This is a genomic window from Mesobacillus boroniphilus, from assembly GCF_018424685.1.
Taxonomy (GTDB): domain Bacteria; phylum Bacillota; class Bacilli; order Bacillales; family Cytobacillaceae; genus Mesobacillus; species Mesobacillus boroniphilus_A.
The window spans coordinates 1591115-1611198 of the sequence record NZ_QTKX01000001.1; the positions used below are offsets into that span (position 1 = coordinate 1591115).

The 20084-nt window shown below is 41.8% G+C and carries 17 protein-coding genes; 4 read left to right on the forward strand and 13 right to left on the reverse strand.

The genetic code is table 11. The features are described from left to right. Positions 1-49: 49 nt before the first annotated feature. From hutU to DYI25_RS08115, 4 genes are all read right to left on the reverse strand, one after another. Positions 50-1711 (reverse strand): urocanate hydratase, encoded by a 1662-nt coding sequence (gene hutU, locus DYI25_RS08100; RefSeq protein WP_213367891.1) that lies wholly within the window; start codon positions 1709-1711, stop codon positions 50-52. A gap of 28 nt (positions 1712-1739) precedes the next feature. Then, the gene (gene hutH / locus DYI25_RS08105; protein ID WP_213367892.1) at positions 1740-3260 is read right to left on the reverse strand and encodes a histidine ammonia-lyase; all 1521 of its coding nucleotides are present in this window, start codon (positions 3258-3260) and stop codon (positions 1740-1742) included. Positions 3261-3521: 261 nt separating this feature from the next. Next, entirely contained in the window at positions 3522-3956 is a 435-nt protein-coding gene (hutP, locus tag DYI25_RS08110; protein ID WP_213367893.1) for a hut operon transcriptional regulator HutP, read from the reverse strand. Between the two features lie 160 nt (positions 3957-4116). After that, positions 4117-4701, reverse strand: a complete 585-nt coding sequence (locus DYI25_RS08115; RefSeq protein ID WP_213367894.1) for a branched-chain amino acid aminotransferase — start codon at positions 4699-4701, stop codon at positions 4117-4119. A gap of 194 nt (positions 4702-4895) precedes the next feature. Between DYI25_RS08115 and DYI25_RS08120 the strand changes: the two genes are divergently transcribed. Both DYI25_RS08120 and DYI25_RS08125 read left to right on the forward strand, forming a co-directional pair. Continuing rightward, on the forward strand, positions 4896-5681 hold the full coding sequence (locus DYI25_RS08120; protein WP_213367895.1) for a CotY/CotZ family spore coat protein: 786 nt from the start codon (positions 4896-4898) through the stop codon (positions 5679-5681). 258 nt (positions 5682-5939) lie between these two features. Beyond that, positions 5940-6770: a CsxC family protein gene (locus tag DYI25_RS08125; RefSeq protein ID WP_213367896.1), complete on the forward strand. Its 831-nt coding sequence runs from the start codon at positions 5940-5942 to the stop codon at positions 6768-6770. A 42-nt stretch (positions 6771-6812) separates the two neighbouring features. On the opposite strand, the gene DYI25_RS08130 is transcribed toward DYI25_RS08125, so the two are convergent. The 3 genes from DYI25_RS08130 to DYI25_RS08140 all read right to left on the reverse strand — a co-directional run bounded on the left by DYI25_RS08130 (position 6813) and on the right by DYI25_RS08140 (position 9998). Beyond that, complete coding sequence (locus tag DYI25_RS08130; RefSeq protein ID WP_213367897.1) at positions 6813-7922, reverse strand: hypothetical protein; 1110 nt, start codon at positions 7920-7922, stop codon at positions 6813-6815. A 117-nt stretch (positions 7923-8039) separates the two neighbouring features. Next, positions 8040-8819, reverse strand: coding sequence for a CsxC family protein (locus DYI25_RS08135; RefSeq protein ID WP_041965805.1), 780 nt, complete (start codon positions 8817-8819; stop codon positions 8040-8042). A 441-nt stretch (positions 8820-9260) separates the two neighbouring features. Beyond that, positions 9261-9998, reverse strand: a complete 738-nt coding sequence (locus DYI25_RS08140) for a CsxC family protein (protein WP_213367898.1) — start codon at positions 9996-9998, stop codon at positions 9261-9263. Positions 9999-10201: 203 nt separating this feature from the next. Here DYI25_RS08140 and DYI25_RS08145 point away from each other — a divergent pair, with 203 nt between their 5' ends. Further along, positions 10202-11392 carry a ParM/StbA family protein gene (locus DYI25_RS08145; protein ID WP_213367899.1) on the forward strand — a complete coding sequence of 397 codons (1191 nt, stop codon included), beginning with the start codon at positions 10202-10204 and terminating at the stop codon, positions 11390-11392. A 5-nt stretch (positions 11393-11397) separates the two neighbouring features. Then, the gene (locus DYI25_RS08150; RefSeq protein ID WP_249745286.1) at positions 11398-11772 is read left to right on the forward strand and encodes a hypothetical protein; all 375 of its coding nucleotides are present in this window, start codon (positions 11398-11400) and stop codon (positions 11770-11772) included. A gap of 100 nt (positions 11773-11872) precedes the next feature. Here the strand turns inward: DYI25_RS08150 and DYI25_RS08155 are convergent, their stop codons facing one another. The 6 genes from DYI25_RS08155 to DYI25_RS08180 form a co-directional block, all read right to left on the reverse strand. Then, positions 11873-12529 (reverse strand): hypothetical protein, encoded by a 657-nt coding sequence (locus DYI25_RS08155; RefSeq protein WP_213367901.1) that lies wholly within the window; start codon positions 12527-12529, stop codon positions 11873-11875. Positions 12530-12632: 103 nt separating this feature from the next. Beyond that, positions 12633-13559 carry a glutaminase A gene (glsA, locus tag DYI25_RS08160; RefSeq protein WP_213367902.1) on the reverse strand — a complete coding sequence of 309 codons (927 nt, stop codon included), beginning with the start codon at positions 13557-13559 and terminating at the stop codon, positions 12633-12635. Between the two features lie 253 nt (positions 13560-13812). After that, the gene (locus DYI25_RS08165) at positions 13813-15489 is read right to left on the reverse strand and encodes an ABC1 kinase family protein (protein WP_213367903.1); all 1677 of its coding nucleotides are present in this window, start codon (positions 15487-15489) and stop codon (positions 13813-13815) included. A 14-nt stretch (positions 15490-15503) separates the two neighbouring features. After that, positions 15504-15887 carry a phasin family protein gene (locus DYI25_RS08170; protein ID WP_213367904.1) on the reverse strand — a complete coding sequence of 128 codons (384 nt, stop codon included), beginning with the start codon at positions 15885-15887 and terminating at the stop codon, positions 15504-15506. A 200-nt stretch (positions 15888-16087) separates the two neighbouring features. Further along, complete coding sequence (locus tag DYI25_RS08175) at positions 16088-17353, reverse strand: LysM peptidoglycan-binding domain-containing protein (RefSeq protein WP_213367905.1); 1266 nt, start codon at positions 17351-17353, stop codon at positions 16088-16090. Positions 17354-17465: 112 nt separating this feature from the next. After that, entirely contained in the window at positions 17466-20042 is a 2577-nt protein-coding gene (locus tag DYI25_RS08180) for a helicase-related protein (protein ID WP_213367906.1), read from the reverse strand. Positions 20043-20084: the final 42 nt, after the last annotated feature.

Sequence of the window (20084 nt, forward strand, 5' to 3'; positions counted from 1 at the left end):
AACGGGCAATGTTTGGTTTCGACCACTCCAAACACTGCCTCTTTACTATTTAGGGTAGCATAGGGATATCGACGCCTTTTTCTTTCGCTGTTTCAATCGCTTTGTCATAACCTGCATCTGCGTGTCGGGCTACACCCATTCCTGGATCTGTAGTCAGTACTCTTCTAAGTCTTTCTTCAGCAAGGTCTGTGCCATCAGCCACTACGACCATTCCAGCGTGAAGGGAATATCCCATGCCTACGCCGCCGCCATGGTGGACAGAGATCCAAGAGCCACCAGCTGCGACGTTGACTAGTGCATTGAGGATCGCCCAGTCACCGACTGCGTCGCTGCCGTCTTTCATTGCTTCTGTTTCACGATTTGGAGAAGCAACGGACCCACTATCTAAATGATCGCGTCCAATTACGATCGGCGCTTTCAATTCACCTTTTCGAACGAGTTCATTGATTGCCAATCCCATTTTCACTCGCTCACCATAGCCAAGCCAGCAAATCCGTGAAGGCAGACCCTGGAATTCCACCTTTTCCTGGGCCAGGTCAATCCAGCGCTGAAGGGCTTCATTTTCCGGGAATAGCTCCTTAATCAGTTCATCTGTCCGGTGGATATCAGCCGGGTCCCCTGACAAAGCAGCCCAGCGGAAAGGTCCTTTTCCTTCACAGAACAGAGGACGAATATAGGCAGGTACAAATCCCGGAAAGTCGAAAGCATGCTCCTCTCCATGATCCTTAGCCACCTGGCGGATGTTGTTTCCATAATCAAAAGTGACGGCTCCTCTCCGCTGGAATTCAAGCATGGATGCGACATGCTTAGCCATTGAGAAAGAAGATTGTTTCACATATTCTTCAGGGTTTTCTACACGCAGTTTCGAAGCTTCATCCAAAGTTAACCCAAAAGGGATATAGCCATTCAATGGGTCATGTGCAGAAGTCTGGTCCGTGACAATATCCACTTTGAAGTTTCTGGACAGCAATTCGAGGTGGACTTCTGCTGCATTGCCTACAAGTCCGATTGAAAGTGCTGTGCCTTTGTGTTTAGCTTCCTTTGCCCACTCGATTGCCTCTTCGATTGAATGGGTCATCTTGTCGCAATAACGGGTATCAAGACGCTTTTGGATACGTTCAGGGTCCACTTCAACCGCAATACACACTCCGCCGTTCATCGTGACAGCCAATGGCTGTGCCCCTCCCATTCCTCCAAGACCTGCAGTCAAAGTAATTGTGTTTTTCAGAGTACCGCCAAAATGCTGTCTCGCAACCTCCGCGAATGTTTCGTATGTGCCCTGGAGAATTCCCTGAGAACCAATGTAAATCCAGCTTCCAGCAGTCATTTGGCCGTACATCATCAAGCCTTTTTTATCAAGTTCATGAAAATGGTCCCAATTCGCCCATTTAGGAACTAATACGGAGTTGGAGATTAATACTCTTGGTGCAGCCTTGTGAGTTTTAAATACAGCGACAGGCTTACCAGATTGGACCAGCATCGTCTCATCATTTTCCAGCCTGCGCAGCGTTTCAACAATTGCGTCGAATGCTTCCCAATTTCGTGCCGCCTTCCCTATTCCGCCGTATACAACCAGTTCCTCCGGCTTTTCAGCGACCTCTGGATCAAGATTGTTATAAAGCATCCTTAGTGCCGCTTCTTGCTCCCAGCCTTTACATTCAAGTTCAAGACCTTTTTTTGCTTTAATATTGCGTTTTGCTTCAATTGCCATCGTTTCCACACTCCTCAATTTTTAATTTTCAAACCAGGCTCTCTTGCTTTTTTATAGCTGTCCATTGCCGATTATTTTTTTTTAGCCAATCTGAAAGTCTTTCAATATCTTCTGAAAAAATTCGATCTTCAGTGATGGAAGGTACTATTTTTCTGGCATCCTCGTAGAAAGCCCTCGTTTTAGGGGACATTTTTTCAACACCACGATATTGGACTGCCTGTAGGGCACAAATACACTCAATCGCTAGTACACGTCTGACATTTTGAATGATATTGTGAGCATGCCGAGCAGCGATCGTTCCCATGCTCACATGATCCTCCTGATTGGCAGAGGATGGGATGGAATCTACGCTTGCAGGATGAGCGAGAGTCTTGTTTTCAGAAACTAGTGAAGCAGCACTATACTGCATGATCATCGCACCAGACTGAAGTCCCGGTTGCGGACTTAAGAATGGGGGCAGGTCATTTAATTGCGGATTTACCAGTCTTTCAATCCTTCTTTCAGAGATACTGGCAAATTCAGCAACAGCTATTTTCATAAAGTCCATCGCAATCGCAATCGGCTGGCCGTGGAAATTACCACCCGAAATGACGGTGTCTCCCCCGTCAAAAATGAGCGGATTATCTGTTGCTGCATTCATTTCGATCTCCAGCTTTTCTTTTACATAATCGAGCGCCTGCCATGAGGCACCGTGTACCTGAGGAATACATCTTAATGAATAAGCGTCCTGCACCCTTTTCTCGCCTTGTCGAGTCGTCAGCTTGCTGCCAGCCAGTAAACCCCTCATTCGCTCCGCTACATCCATTTGCTGCTGGTAGCCGCGAGCTTGATGAATCGCTGGGTGGAATGCGTCAATGACCCCTTCCAATCCTTCCATTGTAAGGGCAGCAATCCATTCTGATTGATGTGCCAGATCGTTTGCTTCAATCCAGTTGACCACACCCATTGCCGTCATTGCCTGGGTTCCATTAATAAGGGCAAGACCTTCTTTTGCCTGCAATACAATTGGCTCAAGACCTTCTTTTTTATATGCCTCTTCTGTTACACAAACCCTTCCCTCATAAAACACTTTGCCCTCACCCAACAGTACTAGTGCCAGATGGGATAGTGGCGCTAAATCACCCGAAGCACCAAGTGAGCCTTGCTGCGGGACAACCGGGTGGATCCGCAGGTTGAGCAATTCCTTCAATCTTTCAGCGATTACTGGCCTGATTCCCGAGAACCCTTTAATCAACGCATTAAGTCTTAGTAAGATCATCGCCCGTGAAACGACCTCCGGAAACGGTTCTCCTACACCACATGCATGTGACCTGATCAGGTTTAACTGTAATGCATTGACATCCTGTTCATTAATAATGACATCACTGAATTTGCCGAATCCTGTATTGATTCCATAAATTGTACGCTTGTCGGCAACGATTTTCTCTACTGCTTCCCTGCTTTCAGCAACCTTCTTCATACTATCGGGACTGATAGCGACTACCTCGTCTAGGTAGCAAACCTGCCTGATTTGCTCCAAAGTTAACGTTTCTCCTGTTAAAACAACCATTCTCCTAACCTCCTGATCGCTCGATATAAGAAATGCGCAAGCGCCTTGGTAAGCACCGACTAGCGCTGGAGGGCCGACCAGTGAAGTCGTTTTTTGACTTCATTGGGCGGACCGAAGCGACTCGAGGGGCTAGGCGCTGAAGCTGGACATTTCTCGAAGTGAAATTTAAACTTTTTCATCTCAAAATAAAAAGGAGGCGACAATGGCATACTTAAACCATCATCGCCTCCTACTGACTAGTGGACTATAGGCAATGCAACTTTATATGTGATTGATTCCTAAACCGACCGTTTCGTGTTCAGACCCTTTTACAGGAGCGCCAATCGTTCCATAAAAAGCGACGGCAATCCATTCTCCTTCTTCTTCATCGGAAAAGGGTGTTCCACGGACGACGGCAAAACGAAGGCCGACAGTGCGGCTCATCTCGCCGATGGACAGATGACCTCGTGTGACCCCTTCCATACCTTCCATGATCGCATGGTATAGTGCATGAGTTTCACGGTACAAATTTGGATGGATGAGACCATGGCGTTTGGCAGCAGTTTCCACTGCTGAAATAACTTTTTGCATGTTCATTGATCCTACTTTGCCAAGGCAATAGCTTACATCTTTTAAAGTATCTTGAAAAAAAGCCATTTCTTCTTCCGTAAAAGATGCCAGCAGGATCGCTGTTTTACCAATCGCAACTTTACTCATGATTGACCCCGTTTTCTGAATTTTAACTATTGACTAATAACTTATATTAATTTTATGTTTCCTTGGTGGCAATGTCAACCGATATGGCAAATTTTAGTATTCTAATATAGTAGTATGATACCATGCTAAAGCATTGAAAAAGCGCCCAAAAGGCGCTTGATTATTGCTTATTTTCAACTGACTCAGCCAGCCCGAACAGAAACCCGTAGATTAGAGAATAAGCCTCTCCAATAGATAAATCTTCCTTGTATCCATCCAGTACATTCAATGCGAAATTCAGGCTCCATATACCTTCATTGGCATCGAACATCAAATCATATCTTGCCCCTTCACCATGGAGGTTTTCCTGAAGGTACTTCTTGATGCCAGATTCAAATTTCTTTTGAAGCTTTAATCCCAGCATAACATCATAAGTTCCAAACACATCATCTTTTTCAAGACTGACCGCATCAACTCCGATCAGGTCAAACCACCTGGATTCCAAATACATGAATTCATTTTTCCGATCTTTAAAATAACCTATTGGCTGATTCAGAAACTCGGATGATTCTTCATCGAGGAACTCTTCAGTTTCCTTGTTGCCTCTTTCAATATAAGCTTCCGCAAAACGAGCATTAGGCTCTAATTCTTTTGTTTGGACTCCATGAAGCAGCCCTTGACGTTCTGCATATTGCTTTTCTTCAGTATGTAATTCAACAGTATCCTTTTGTGATGTTATATACTTCTCCATCTGGTTTTTCAACATATTTATGGCCTCCATATTTATTTAACTGCTATTTATATTGAATGGTAAATTTGTAAATAGCAAATATCTTTATCAGTTTTCCCAAAACTTTATTAAGAATTTCGCCAGTATAGTCACATCCCCATACAAATCACTGCTTTTCCCCATATCCTGTTAGTACATCACCACTCTATAAGAAAGGAGAGGCGCGTTTTATGAATTATTATTACAAAGATGATCATCGACCAGACGATGATTACGCTCATAAGAAGGAAAAATCTAAGCACCGGGATAGAGATAAGCACAAAGATTGGGATGATCACAAAGATTGGGACGATCACAAAGATTGGGACGATCGCAAAGATCGGGACCATCGCAAAGATCGGGACCATCGCAAAGATCGGGACCATCGCAAAGATTGGGACGATCGCAAAGATTGGGATGACCACAAGGATTGGAAAAAGCATAAAGACTGGGACGATGATTTTCATGACTGCGGCTGTAAAAAAGGGCACCATGATGACAAACATTCCGACAAGTGTATATGCAAAAAGGTCAGGGACATAAATGAAGCACAGCACAAGGTAAATCAAAGAAAAGATGGATGTGATGTAAGCTGCGACCGGTCGATCAAAGAGCTGCTTAATCCATGCAATAAATCAAAGTTAGATACAATACCGTTCAAATTATTATGCGGCTGCAGCAAAGGAGACTGCGAAACATTTGTTGGTACAGGTGTTGTAAAAATCGATGGCTGCTTTTTTGATATCAAGTCTAGTTTTTTCCGGGTAGTTGACTTTGTGAAAGGATCTGACTGCTGCGCAATTCTTGAGCTGCTCTGTCCGGAACGATGTGAAGGAAAGCATCACGGTATCGAGGGATTCACAAGGACTGGAGCTTGTTTCGAAGTTGATTTAAAGGATTTTGTTGGCATTACTTGCTTCCCTCCTGTAAAAGCGAAGAAGATGGATCCTAAGAAGATGTTATGCTCTCGACGCTAAAGCGAGGATATACTAGTGGATTTTCAATATTGTTCTTCAACCCCACATCAAGTGGGGTTCCTTTATTTGTCTATTAATCACATTTATCCCTAATTCTCTCAACATTTTCACTACTAATAAAAAAATATGTGATTGCCCTGTATCATTCGTCTATTCCTTTGCCGTTGTACTGGCATATATAAATAGTAAGTCAAAAGAAAGAAACAAAACAATCTGTTTCTTACTGCTTTTGATTATAATAAAAAAGGAGTGAAAAAAATGAAGAGAAATACAGGTTGCAACTCGAACCATGGCTGCCCGCCACAGCTTTCTTGTGATAAAGCAAAAACGATTCGGGTAGATTGCGATAGTGATTCCTTCCATCCATATGGCAACAAACTCAAATTCCCAGTCGCCGACATCGATGTAGCTCTGGCCGAAGTAGAACTACAAGTTGAAGTTGAATCTGACATCGAGCTCCCAACTGCAGCACGTGAAATCAAGCATATGCGCAGAAACGTTTCCTTGACTCAATGCAAGGCGATCCGCTCTGCAATGGATTACAAAAAGGTAAAACTCTATATATCTGGTGTGGTTCATAAAAATATCCAGTATGTAGAACAATGCAGTGGCTTGCTGAAGGACCACAGTGTAGATGTACCATTTACTTGCAGTGAAGCAGTCCATGTCTTCAACTATCCTGATTACGAACATCTAAGCCAGAAGAACACGGTCTATGAAAGAAGATTCATTGATAAAAAAGGCCACGGAGCTGACGAGTGCACCTCTGGAGCATTTACGTATGAATACTATAATGAGCCAATTGAATGCAAACTTCTTGCTTCTTTCGTCAACGACCTAGACCTTTTCAAGGATTTTGACAACTGGGGCAGATTCAGCCGCATCACTGAAAAGATGGAGGTTGGTTTATTCTTCAAATTGCTTCAGAAGCAGCAGGTTGACTTAGACCATTCCCATAGACACAAAGATAAAGAAGAGTCATCTTCATCATCGTCATCATCCTCTTGGGAAGAGGACTATAAAATGGAGCACGAGCCAAAAAACATGAAGCACAGAATGGATGCATTAATGAAACGCCATGAAGGCTAACACCAAAGCAAGGGTGTCTCACCTGAGGCACCCTGTTTTCCTTTATAGCGAAAGCAGCTTTTGTAAATCCAGGCATTGTTTTTGAAATAGCTCTATTTTCATCCTTGCTGTACCCTGGATCATTACTCTGTCGTTTCGGATGAATTGTTCATTCCACACACAATGCAAACTCGATAGACTGAAATTCACTTTTTCTACTAAACTCTCACTATATTCACGGGTATATCCTTCTTCCATACCAAGATTTGAAGTGAATAAATATTCCTTGCTGTCTTTGGCAGAAAGTTCGGGCTGATGAATCCATTTTACCGGGATGATTTTTTTCCATGGGATGTGTAACTTAAGTGAATGCATCGTCCCTGTATCGTCAGTACTTACATAATCAATATTTAGTAGAAGTGTTCCTTTGGTGAATAAGTTGGCTGATGGCAGCAATACCTCAGCATCAATCGAATGAAGCGAGCACTCTACATTAGAAACCGTGGAAATTGGCCTTGAGAGACTGAATGTATCAAAGATGTCAATTTCGAGATCAACATCTGCCAGATGTAAAGGAAGCCTCACCTTCGTCATTTCTATCTTAGTTTTTTTTCCACTGTATGCGGCTGTAGCTAATTTCATAGGTACCGAGGAAGATTCAGATGATTCATATTGATAATCCACTGATTCATCATGGTTTTCATCATAATGAAGCTCATCACCGTATTCGTCTATGGCTAATAATTGGTTGACAGATTCCTCTTCATCATGGAAACTGCTGGACTCCTCAAACATTATTTCACTAGACGATTCCTCGTAGCCTTCTTGAATTTCCTCCTCTACATGATCCTCTATGCCACCTACGACTTCAATCAGCTCACTTGATTCTTCCTCAACCTCATCTGTTGTAAATTGTCTTCTTGAAGCAGAAGACTTTTCTTCGACACTTTTAATAACAGGAGGCGCGAGGATCAATGGCTTGCCTGAACTCTTTCCTTTTGGCCGGAACCTGCTTTCATTGAAATTTCCGCCTAGATCTTTATCGATTTCCTCAAAAACTTTTTCCATTTCTGAGTCACGTTCGGATACTCTTCGATCTACAGAATTATTTCTCCAATTCCCCTGGAATAGATGCATTTCATGAAACGTTCTATTTGTGTTTTCCATCTTCAATGGAATGGTCTGCTTTTATTGCAACCTATTCCTACCCTCCTTTCTTTATAGGGGTAAAAACATAAAGGGGCATATACTATTGGTGCCTAGTATAATACCCCGCCTTTTATCTAATATTTATTCTGATTCGTCATAGCAATCTGGATCATTTGTTGCTGATGAAACGCGGATTTGTTGATTTTGAAGTACGCGGACTGTGAAATCAATGACCATTTTTTCTTCGATTGTCTGGAAATATCCTTCATCGATCGGTGAAGATGTAGGAAGCGGCTGTCGGTCAATCGCTTCATCCCATTCAATGATTTGGCTAGATACTAATTCACAGAAAGGCAGCTCGTTATAGTGCTGTGAGCTTTCCTGATGAAATTGGCTCAAGTCGCTTGTCAGCAATTCATCTTTCTCCGGAAATCCTGTTGACAATGGTTTTGACACGAAAAAGTCAAATTCCTTTCGGTTGTTTACTTGAGGCAATACAGGCTTTGAAAGGAAGTCCTTCACTTCTGTTACTACCTGGAACGGAATGTCAACTGTATATGAGTGAAGATCAGAAGCTACGGATGATGAAGATGAAGCTTCAATTTCCTGACTCGGACTTGCATATTGGATATTCTTCCTTACAAACCCTTTGATAAACAATTTATTTGTCGGCAAAAGCAGTCTGCATTGAGTCAATTTTATTCTCTTTTTGATATCCTTAATTTCTAGTACTGGTTCTGGAAAATTGATCATCGTATCCAGATTCACGTGCAAGGTCAGTTCCGCAAGAACGACAGGAACTTTGGTAACCAACTTCCCCAGACTTACATGTGGATGGTGGTGCCGAGGTGAGCATTCAAAATGATCAGTTGAAGGCTTACACTCAAAATCAGGCTTTTTATTTTTATCTAATTCAAACATACATGGCTCCTCCTTATAACTCCTTAGAGTGAAGATGCTTTATCCTATGCACTTTGATTAGATGGGTCTAGGCATATGCCCTTATGCATTTGCAAAAATCAAGGCAAGTACCCAATATGAACCCTTGATTTTCTATGAGATGTACTGGCCAAAAGCAACACAAAAAAATTTTTTCCGTTTTATTTGCTTCTATTGTGATGACAACATGACTGTGACTTGAATATGTATGGAGGAAGAACAAAAAGCACAAGGGTCTCGAGGGAATTGGTGTTGGAGCTGGTTTAAGAATACTACAAGTAGTTATTCATAACTAAATCATTTTATATTTTCCTGGTTAACAAAAATAAAATGGCGAAGACACTGTCTTCGCCATAAGTTTATCCTCGAGAACCTCCATAGCATCTTGAGGAATTGGCCGCTTAAATGCAGTCGCTAAAACCATTAAATTGTAACTTGTTGATTCTGATAAACTCTTACACGGAATTGCAAGAAAGTTTTTTCAACGATATTATGGAATGTTCCTTCTTCGAATGGCCCGTGGTTAGGTAATGGATAACGGTCAATTGCTTCATCCCACTGTACAATACTGCTGGATACTAGTTCACAGAAAGGTATCTGATTATAGAATTGGGTGCTTACTTGATGGAACTGGGAAAGGTCGCTTGATAGCAATTGATCTTTTTCAGGGAATCCGTGACCCAAGTCCTGCGCTCTGAAGAAGTCAAATTCTTCACGGGTATTAGGAGTCGGAAGTACTGGATCGGTTAGAAAATCAGTAACAATAGTTACACATTCGAATGGAACATCTACAGTAAGCGAACGCATTTCAGATGCTACACAGTCGCTTTTAGCATGCGGGCAAGGTGTTGCATATTGGATATTCTTCCGGATGAATCCCTTGATAAATAAAGGAATTCCTGTATCGGGATTTGAGCTAGGACCTAATAGCAATCTGCATTGGACGATTTTCACCCGTTTTTTAATATCCTTGATTTCCAGCACTGGATCAGGGAAATGGATATCCGCTACAAGATGGTCCGTAACTGTAATATCAGCCAGAGTAACAGGAAGGTTTGCTGAAGGTGCTAATCCTGGTGTAGGCACATTCATGCATTCATTACTGGATGCAGACTTATTTACATTTACGCATCCGCGTTTACCTTTATGGTCATTAGTCATTCTATTTCCTCCTTTTTAATTTCTTGTACAATTTATCCTATTCCTGCTAGATTTTTTGGACTAGATGAATGAATCAGCACAAATGCGGATTTTTTCAGTTTTTTAAGATTTCCACGTCTTTTTAATTCCTTACTTCCATTGAAATTAGGTACTTGCACAATTGAACATGCCTTTTGCATAGGATTCAAAAGGAGGAGGATAAAATGAACAATTATAATTATTTTGCAGTCGACATAGGCAACAGCTGGTATAAAGTTCTAGCCTCTGATCATGGAGAGCTAAGGGAATACCAAATGCCAAACGCCATCGCATTGTATGATGATGAGTTTTACGAAAAGCCCTATGACGAGGAAGATATTGACCTTGAGGAGAATTTGATTGTAGAGATAAAAAGCCCGGCGATCACAAACAAAAGAGAAATTTTTTATGCTGGAAAAGCGGCTGCAAAGCAAAGAAATGTCAGCCTGACAGCAAGCAATAATCAAAAAGCTGACGAAGACCGCACATATATCCTTCTATTTGCCGCAGCTGCCTACCATGCTTCTATAATAAATCCAAATGACATCGAATTAACCTATTGTATAGACCAATTAGCTGTATCTCTTCCAACCACGCAATATAAGGAGAGGAAAGAATTACTCAAGCAGCGCTTGATTGGTAACCATACCATTACACTCCATAAGGTACCGGGAATTCTGGAGCCGAAAGAACTGATTGTCAAGCTTGAAATCAAGGATGTGATTGTAGGCGCGGAAGGAGCCTGTGCCTATTTAGGATTGATTCGGGATGTTGATACACTGACAATTAAAGACCATAACCTAGTGAAGGATTCCAAGAAAGGAATCATCATTGGCGACCTGGGCGGTGATTCAGTAGATTTCGTTGGAATCAAGAACAGTAAGCCTGTAGCCTCAGTTGAAGGCGACCATTTTGGAATCAATTTGTTCTTGGATACTATCATAAAAAAAGTCAGCAAGAATGAATTATACACTTTCGACTCAAGGTCAGAGCTTGAAGAAAAACTTTTTGCAGGCCAATCAGAGTGGTATGTCGAACCTTTTGCCGGTGTCAGGAAAGATATTAGCAAGTATGTGATCCCTCAATTGAGGATCATGGCTATAAAATATCTTGAGCACTTTGACCGTGCCAGGAGCAGTTCCAGCGAAATTAAGGGGGCGTCCCGCTACATCGCAGTTGGTGGTGCAGCAAAACTTGCCCAGAATCAAATCCAGGAAGCTGCCGTAAGATGGGCTGATAAAGGGCGCCCAATTGAGCTGACTTTTCCAGAAAACCTGGAAAAACTGAACGTCTTCGGACTCATGATTTTAGCCAAAATGAATCAACTAAAAAAACAACATGAGAATACCGAGGAACTAATTTCCATTGAAGGATGATCGGTATGTCAAACACCTATACGGATTATGTAAATAAGATCGCGATAACTGTCCCTGAACGATATATTGATGTTAAGACTGGAGAGTCGTACTCGGTTTCACCAAAAATAGTGGACCAAATCGAATATCATGCCGATAACAGTTCACTGAGCCATCTTGTTCTATCCGCTCTTCATCATTACCTAAATCCCAAGCCCGTATTGAGTGGAGGCTCTGCTGAAATCCTTCAGCAGCTTGCTGACATTCGAGCGATGCTTGAAAATGGAACCTTCCATATCCAGCCACTAGTAAAGGAAAAAACCATTAAAGAACAAACAGATGCCGCAAAATTACTCAATATGAAGGAAGTCGAAGATATCCTTGAAGCGTTCGGGGGCTAGTCATATGAACAAAATTAAGGACGGTACTAATGTACACGTCCTTCACTTTTGTATTTTGGTCTTTTGAATCAATCTATCTTCATAGGTAAAATCAGTTTCTTTATTTAAGTACGTCTGAAATAATTGAGAGTAGTTTTGGGTAGTGACGGATGAAGAATTCATGGTCTGTGGTTACGGCTTTATTATAGAAATCAATCATTTGAAAGGCCGCTTGTTTTTTGTAGAGAGCCGGGATGTGGAAAAAATCTATGATTGGGGAATAGGTCCCATCCCCTGCAGGAAGAAGATATCCTAAAAGCAAATCGCTTTCCTCGGGCTGATGGTACATTTCATTATATACTCCGACTAACCTCAGCTTCATGCGAATGACATCATTAACAACTAGCACTCTTTCTCCAAGGATTTCATCAATGTAATAAACACCTGGCACTGCATTTTTCCATTCACTGATTAGAGTGTGCAATTTGGGTTTCATTCTGCTCTTATATCGGGGCGACTCCAGATATAACTCAAAAATAGTCTTGTTTTCATGGCTCACGCTGAAGCGGTGGGAAAACACAGCCCAGGAAATAAAGTGAGGAACCAGTACGGAGGCAATTTCTTCAGGAATCTGTTCTGTTTCTATAAAGTCACCAACTAACCCAAGCAAATATTCACCATAATAATCACTACTGAAATTGAATATTTCTCCAATTTCATCAAATGCAAGATCTTTTATTTTTTCCTGAATTGAGACTATTTTATGATCTACGGTCATTTTTCTCTCCTTTCGGTTTTGATGGGATCACCTCCTTATCATATCAAGAATACATATACACACACGGGTAATATTTGTCTGGAATTTACAAATTTAAACTTCATTAAAACATGCTCATATTATACTTTGCAGACATTCTTTCAAGTAGCTTAATCCCACCAATGCTGTTCCCTTTCTCATCAAGGGCTGGCCCTAAAATGCCAATTCCAAATCTGTTTGGAACTGACCCCATGATCCCGCCTGATACACCACTCTTCGCAGGAATTCCGACCCTGACAGCGAACTCTCCCGACGCATTGTACATTCCACAGGTAACCATGAAGGTTTTACATAGACGAGCCACATGGGCAGGAATCAATCGGCGGTTCGTGACCGGCTCCAAACCATCCATTGCGAACACACAACCAATGCGCGCAAGATCCAGGCAATCCATTTCAATCGCACATTGCTTCGTATACACCTTTAACAACTCTTCTACATCCTCATCAATAACCCCATGCTGCCTCAAAAAATAGCATAATGCCCTGTTCAAATCAGAAGTTTCATATTCAGACTTAGCAACTTCCTGTGAATACCCAATTGAAGAATTGCCTGCCAGTTCCTGGATGAATGAGAGAATTCGGTCAAATCGTTCATCCGAATCATTCCCTTTGATCATATGAGTAACTGCTAGGGCGCCTGCGTTAATCATTGGATTCAACGGTTTCGAAGGACTGAATTCCAGCTTAACAATTGAATTGAACGGATCACCTGTTGGCTCATAACCCACTTTGTCAAAAACAGCTTCTTCCCCGTAGTCTATCAGGGCGAGTGCAAGTGTCAGTACTTTTGAAACGCTTTGCAAAGTCAGCTTCTGCTGAATGTCTCCTGCCGAAACACAACTTCCATCATCATGAAAAATAGCGACGGACAACTCTTCAGGATTCGCTTTAGCCAATGCAGGAATGTAGTCTGCAACCTTTCCTCCATCAGTGTACTTTTTTGCTTCATGTACCAGTTCATTCAATTCATCAGTAGTTCTGCAAGGCATAATAAAACTCCTCCGAATAAATAATATCTTAACAATTTCCAACTCACATACATCATAGCCATCTTTTCCATAGAAAAAGGGCAATGATTTGAACATTGCCTAATTTTATTGAAATGCTGTTTTCGCATGATTGCGCTTATCGAACATGTCTAGCATCTGAATTTTTAAAGGCATCGTGGATCTTTTCGATGAGACTTTTGAAAAGGAAACGCATTAAGCTGTGAAAGAAACAAAGTTTACGTAAAGAGACTAATTAAAAGCGTCCTGACTTTAATATAGAATAAATAATCCATAAAAACATCCCGAATGCAATGATAAACCCTACTTCAATTGCAGGTACGCTTGTCAGTATAGTATTATTTCCAAATGTTGCGCCGACAATCAGACCCAGTACAACAATACTGAAGGCAAGCAGTGTTAAACTGAAGGAAACCTGATTGCTGATCCGGTCGAATTTATGAAGGATTCGGTTGATTTCCGATAAACTGATCTCAAATTTCAAATCCCCTTTGGAAGCTTGATTTAAAACCTTATCAACCTGATTCGGAATATTGGTAAACGTATCTGATAAGTCCTCCGCTTTATTCCAAAGCCTTTTTCCCATTTTAATCGGATCGTACCGCTCCCTCATAACCTGTTCCCCATAAGGCTTAGCAAACTCAATCATATCAAAGCTTGAATCAATACCAGAAATGATGCCTTCAATCGTAATCAACGCTTTCCCCATCATCGTCATTTCCTTAGGCAGGATGATTCGATGTTCCTGTGCAGCGGTAAATAACTCCTTAACCGTCAAGCCTAAACTCAATCCATCTTTTGATGAACTTTCAACCGTTTTCCTGATTCCATCTACTCGATCATAAAAATGCTGTTCATCAATATCTGAAGGAACATTGGCCATACTGAAGATAGACCGGACGATTCGCTGGGTATCCTTCTGCATGATTCCCATCATCATTGAAGCAGAATCATATCTTAGGCTAGCTGAAAGCCGCCCTACTTGACCAAAATCTATGAATATAAGCTGTTGCGCTTCTGGATTATAAAGAATGTTGCCGGGGTGCGGATCACCATGAAAAAAACCTTCTTTTAGAATTTGGGTTATAAATGCACTTACTAATAGATCAGCAATCCTTCGTTTTTCCTCATTTTCAATAACAATAGTATTCAATTCGTTGAGCTTGATACCCTCAACCTTTTCCATGGTTAGAATCTGGGGAGTCGAGTATTCATGAAAGACAACCGGAACCTTTATGGATTCACAATCTTCAAACTGCATTTGAACCATATCCGTATTACGGGCTTCTTCAGTATAATCCAATTCCCTTCTGATTGATTCAGACAGTTCTTCAACCATATCAGTGATATTGTAATATTGTGCCCAGTCATAACGCTGTTCGATTAGTCTCGCAATATCTCTTAAAATTTCAAGGTCTGTATGGACTGTCTGCTTGATACCCGGCCGCTGGACCTTCACCATTACAGATTCCCCTGTTGACAGTATTGCTTCATGGACCTGTCCAATCGACGCTGCTGCTACGTAATCTTCGTCAAAAAAGCGGAATACATCCTCAACAGGCCTGCCAAACTCATGGTGAAGCTTCTCCTTTATTTCATTTACAGGAACAGGAGGGACTTGATCTTGCAACAGTTCCAATTCCTTTACAATCTCTTCAGGAAGCATATCACTCCTAATACTGAGGAGCTGGCCAAGCTTTATAAAAGCTGGCCCCAATTCCTCCAGCATACACCTTATACGGTAACCCGCTTCCTTTGTGTTTCCACTTTTAACATCTGCAGTGATCCGATCCTTCAATGAAAGGACATGGAACAGCCCCACCTCTTCAAGCACATAACCAAATCCATATTTCACAAATAATGAAGCTATCTCTCTGTATCTATTTAAACGTCTCAATCGGTCTGTCAACATTCCATCACCCGCTGCTAGTCAATGTCTTTTGAAAATCCCGGCGGAACATTTTCCATTCCGTTTTCAACCTGGTCAATCTCTTGATTTAATCCGCCGTTTCGAAGCTGTGAAATTTCTTCCTTCAATAAAACAAGTTGCGCCTGGACAGTGTCTAACTCTTCCCTTTTAACGAAACCCAGGTCAGTCAGCTGGGTTCTCGCCATCTCCTTGAATTCCCTATTCCATTCCCCGGTCTTCGATTCACCCTTTTTGAAAAAATCGTCAAAGATGGTGTCTGCTTCAGCCTGGGTCATATTCCCTTTCTCAACCAACTTCATAATGGTTTCATCAACCTTCTCCTTACCGGCAATAGCAGCTCCAAGCCCAAGCAAAAAGCCGCTCTTTATAAAATTATTCATCTAACGAACCTCCTCTATATAAATCAAGTTACTTATTAGTACCCCAAAATAGTGTGCAATCACCTTATTAAATAAAAAAAGCACCTGTTTCTATTTAAAAACAGGTGCTTGTGCCTTACTGGATAATGTACCACAATCTCTTAAGGCCATTGCGCAACTCAAATAAAATCTTACTAGTTTTGGCCAATGAATGAATAAATTCAAAGTTTAATCACATCCACTTTATCCAAATAAGCCCAATTTTGAGGAGCTTTCAAACTAAGCTGCCAATAGGTTGCGCCATAAAGCTGATATAAATCGATCAATCTGTATTTTTCAATATAGCTCCGAATGTCTTCAAACCACACGATATGCTCTTCGGTGCCTTTCCAATACCTGAACCAGGGTGACCTGGCTGCTGAATCATACTGGATGACCGAACCAGCAGAAATAGCAAGATTTTGTGCGTCCAGGACGGAGAGCGCACGATACTGATTGGTCAAAACGACTTTATCATGACCATAAAGCGGGAGACCGATTTGCAATTTCCCACGAGGTATCAATGTCAATGAATACCTGACAACGAGTGCGATCCACCATAAAGGAGAAACAGGATCAGGCGGGCCTCCCGGATACCCGTAATCGATGGTCATAACGGCCACAATGTCAGCAATTTCCGCAATCGTTTTATAGTCATACGCTCCAATTATCGGATTTGTCGGGAGATCTTCTGTCTTTGCATGAACGTTCACATGTAATATGAGATACCCCATTGCCGCCTTCAGTTCACAGAGGAATGTGTTGAAATCTTCCCTTTGCGCCGGCGGAATAAATTCCAGGTCGACACTTATGCCGCCATAGCCTCTCTGGTTCGCTAAATTCACAAGACTGGCAACAAGGTTCCTGCGGTAGGTCGGAGATGCCAATACATTGCCTGCGAGTTCTTTACTAAAACCGGATGCAGCAGTGTTTTGGATCAATAATAATGGGATGACATTCAATTCTTTGCTTTTTCGGACGATAGGGGCATCATCCCCCCACACATAGGCATATCCTTCTTCTGTAAAAGAAAATGCCGCAACAGCAATAAAAGTAAGCTTAGGGGCCATTTTTTCTAAATCGGCCAGAATGGTTTGAGAGGCGCCTGGTACGATGAATCCAAGTGTTGAAAACTGCGGTCTAACAGATGAAGGAATATTGATGTTCTGACCAATATACAAACTGTTTGGATCAAGCCCCGGATTCGCATTTACGATGCTGCTGACACTCGTCCTGAACTGTAAAGAAATCCTCCATAGTGTATCGCCAGCCTTGATTTTATAATAACGCGTAATTGGCTGCTGATCTGGAATATAGAGTGCAAGCCCAGGAATGATTAAGCTCGTGGAAGGAAGTCCGTTGACATCAACAATACTTTGGATCGAGACACCATATGTCCTGGCGATTGCCCAAAGGTTCTCTCCTGACCTAACTACGTGGACAGCCATCTGATCACACCTTTTTATTTTTTCCTTCTATAATCATATGGCGATTCACTTGTTATATACTACTGTCATCCAAAAGAAGCAGGTCTTCTAATGAAGCCCTGCTTACAACTGACTATTTCCAACCATCCCTGTAGTCCGCCCGTTTCCTGTTTCTTGCTGAATAGCAGGAATCACAGATTTGATATGGGGAATCTACATGGATTCCCTTTCCACAATGCCTGCATTTCTTTTTATAATTTTTGACTTCCGATTTTAAAAACTCATGAACATCGTCACTTAATCCTGTACGAATCCTTTCCCAATAAACAGCCTCAGTTTTTCTGCCAAGCTTATATAAAAACAACAAATGCAGGCCAATTGCTTTATAAGAAAGCTCCAGTTCCTCCAGGGAGGCCGTTTTGACAGGCGGCTCCGGCAGTTCTGCATCTGCGACGATTGCTCTGATTGTTTCAAGCCATTGTTCAATAAGGGCAGGTTCTCTTGATGAAAAAGGCAGGTGAAGAAATCCATACAGCTCCATCATCGGCAGCCTCGCTTCAATTTCAGTATCCCTGATATATTCATAAAGCTCCCTTTCTTCTGACAGCGAAGCTTTATTCGTCCCTTTAGGGCTCTCGAACTTATCCCATAATTCAAAGAAAACAGCAAGTGAACGGTGATATTTTTGAAACCTTTCAAAAATACCAGAAGTTGGAGCAATGGAAAATGTCTCAACAGGGTTGTCCTCTTTTTCAAGAAGCTTTGTCATTAAACTAATATCTGAGGTGAATGCAACTCGACCGACGTTGTAAATCCCTTTTCTGCCGGCACGGCCCGCTATTTGCTTTATCTCCTGGGAAGTAAGCCTCCTTCTCCTTGTTCCATCGAATTTTTCATTTTCCAAAAAGACGATTCTCCTGATTGGCAAATTCAGACCCATGCCAATAGCGTCGGTAGCTACTACCACACTTGTTTCTCCTTTGATGAAACGGTCGATTTGTTTTTTCCTTGTTTCTGGAGGCATGCTTCCATAAATCATGCTTACCTGGCGACCGCTGTTCTGTAGTCTCGATGCATTCTCAAGCACTTGTTTTCGCGAGAAGCAAACAAGTGCATCGCCTTTCTTGGTATCTTTCAGGCTGAACTCTTTATTCTCTACCTGGAGAGGAATATCACGAGTGTATTCATATATTTCCGCCACCCCATCATCCAGCAGGTCCATCATCATTTCCTTGATATTCTTGCTGCCGATGATGTGGACTTCCTCTGCATTTGCTTTTGTAATGGCTTTAAACCAGGAAAACCCTCTATCCTTATCAGCAATCATCTGTGATTCATCTATGACGACCACTTCATAAAATTCCTTTTCGTGGAACATTTCTACTGTGCACGATATATGGTTTGCTCCTTCCACAGGCTTTTCTTCCTCGCCTGTTTTAAGCGAGCAAGGAACGCCCTCTGCATTTAGCTTTTCATAAACCTCAAGAGCCAGCAGACGAAGCGGAGCCAGATACAAACCAGTTCTTGCTTCCTTCATTCTTTCCAGAGAGTGGTGGGTTTTCCCTGTATTTGTTTCACCTATGTGCAGAATATATCTAACATTTCTTCTCAGTGAAGGATTGTATTCTCTGCCGAAAATGTCCTCAAGCATGCGAGCTTCTTCTTCCCTTTTCCGTTCAAGCTCGGCCAGCTCCTCTGCCTTTCTGCGTTCCCTCTCTGCAAGGTCTCTTTCATAGATTGCATGATGCGCCCGTTCTTCAAACTCTAATTCAGCTAGAGCCAATAGGTCTGTTACGTACTCTTCCTGAAGCTTGAAAAGAAAACCATCTAAATAAACATCAGCCAAGTCGTTAATGATTCTTTTTGTCTCGGCGACTGAAAGCTTGTCCTCGAAAACTTCCTCATATTCGCTGAGAATTTGCTGGTCAAGATGTTTCATTACCTCCTCAGCTGCTATTCGTGTAAAATACTTTAAAACACTGTTCTCAAAATGATACTGGTAGGTCTCATATTCAAAATAAAAACGACCCCAGCTAGCTGTTTGATGGATCTGTCCCGTCAATTCATCAAAAAAGTCAGCCATCGTCCTGTAATCATCAGGGTTGAAAGAGCCAATATTGGTCAATCTTTCTTCTAGCATGTATGTGTCGATATCCTTGTACTTCTGATTTCCATTTAAAATTTTCTTTAATTCCTTTGCCATCTCATGCCGGATTTTTAGATATGCTGACTCCTGGAAGTCACTTAAAACCGTGTGGCCAACCTGGTAAATCTTTTCCTTTATGCCTGCCTTCTTCTCCAGCAACCGTTCCTCTTCAGCTTTTTTGAGGAACATCTTTCTCGCACGAGTATACTGTGCTTCCCAGTTGTGCTCATCGATTACAGACTTGATCCACTCCATTGTATTGAAAGGTTTATAGTCTCTCATTTCATTCCTGAAAAGCTTATTAATTAACTTTCTATCGACACCTTCTACAACAAATCCCCGCTCACTCAAAAAAGCCTTTTTATCACGCTTTGAGAAATCATTAGTAGCCTTGGTCAGCCACACATTCAGCCAGATCTGGCTGATATAAGTACTTCTTTTATCTAGATACTCCTTGAAATCAGGAAGAGTTTCCAATTCACCAAGAAAATTCTCGATATCATCCATTATCTTAGTTTTTGTGTTCTCCACTGACTGCTGATGGATCAATTCAATTTGTTTCATATATGAACCCCTTAAAATCTGTATAATATAAGCTTTAAGACA

What these genes read in the sequence shown, in the direction of transcription:
- hutU (WP_213367891.1), bottom strand. Translation starts at nt 1,711, where the DNA reads ATGGCAATTGAAGCAAAACGCAATATTAAAGCAAAAAAAGGTCTTGAA.
- glsA (WP_213367902.1), bottom strand. Translation starts at nt 13,559, where the DNA reads ATGCCTTGCAGAACTACTGATGAATTGAATGAACTGGTACATGAAGCA.
- DYI25_RS08170 (WP_213367904.1), bottom strand. Translation starts at nt 15,887, where the DNA reads ATGAATAATTTTATAAAGAGCGGCTTTTTGCTTGGGCTTGGAGCTGCT.
- DYI25_RS08135 (WP_041965805.1), bottom strand. Translation starts at nt 8,819, where the DNA reads ATGTTTGAATTAGATAAAAATAAAAAGCCTGATTTTGAGTGTAAGCCT.
- DYI25_RS08150 (WP_249745286.1), top strand. Translation starts at nt 11,398, where the DNA reads ATGTCAAACACCTATACGGATTATGTAAATAAGATCGCGATAACTGTC.
- DYI25_RS08125 (WP_213367896.1), top strand. Translation starts at nt 5,940, where the DNA reads ATGAAGAGAAATACAGGTTGCAACTCGAACCATGGCTGCCCGCCACAG.
- hutH (WP_213367892.1), bottom strand. Translation starts at nt 3,260, where the DNA reads ATGGTTGTTTTAACAGGAGAAACGTTAACTTTGGAGCAAATCAGGCAG.
- DYI25_RS08155 (WP_213367901.1), bottom strand. Translation starts at nt 12,529, where the DNA reads ATGACCGTAGATCATAAAATAGTCTCAATTCAGGAAAAAATAAAAGAT.
- DYI25_RS08120 (WP_213367895.1), top strand. Translation starts at nt 4,896, where the DNA reads ATGAATTATTATTACAAAGATGATCATCGACCAGACGATGATTACGCT.
- DYI25_RS08140 (WP_213367898.1), bottom strand. Translation starts at nt 9,998, where the DNA reads ATGACTAATGACCATAAAGGTAAACGCGGATGCGTAAATGTAAATAAG.
- DYI25_RS08165 (WP_213367903.1), bottom strand. Translation starts at nt 15,489, where the DNA reads ATGTTGACAGACCGATTGAGACGTTTAAATAGATACAGAGAGATAGCT.
- DYI25_RS08145 (WP_213367899.1), top strand. Translation starts at nt 10,202, where the DNA reads ATGAACAATTATAATTATTTTGCAGTCGACATAGGCAACAGCTGGTAT.
- DYI25_RS08175 (WP_213367905.1), bottom strand. Translation starts at nt 17,353, where the DNA reads ATGGCTGTCCACGTAGTTAGGTCAGGAGAGAACCTTTGGGCAATCGCC.
- DYI25_RS08115 (WP_213367894.1), bottom strand. Translation starts at nt 4,701, where the DNA reads ATGTTGAAAAACCAGATGGAGAAGTATATAACATCACAAAAGGATACT.
- DYI25_RS08180 (WP_213367906.1), bottom strand. Translation starts at nt 20,042, where the DNA reads ATGAAACAAATTGAATTGATCCATCAGCAGTCAGTGGAGAACACAAAA.
- hutP (WP_213367893.1), bottom strand. Translation starts at nt 3,956, where the DNA reads ATGAGTAAAGTTGCGATTGGTAAAACAGCGATCCTGCTGGCATCTTTT.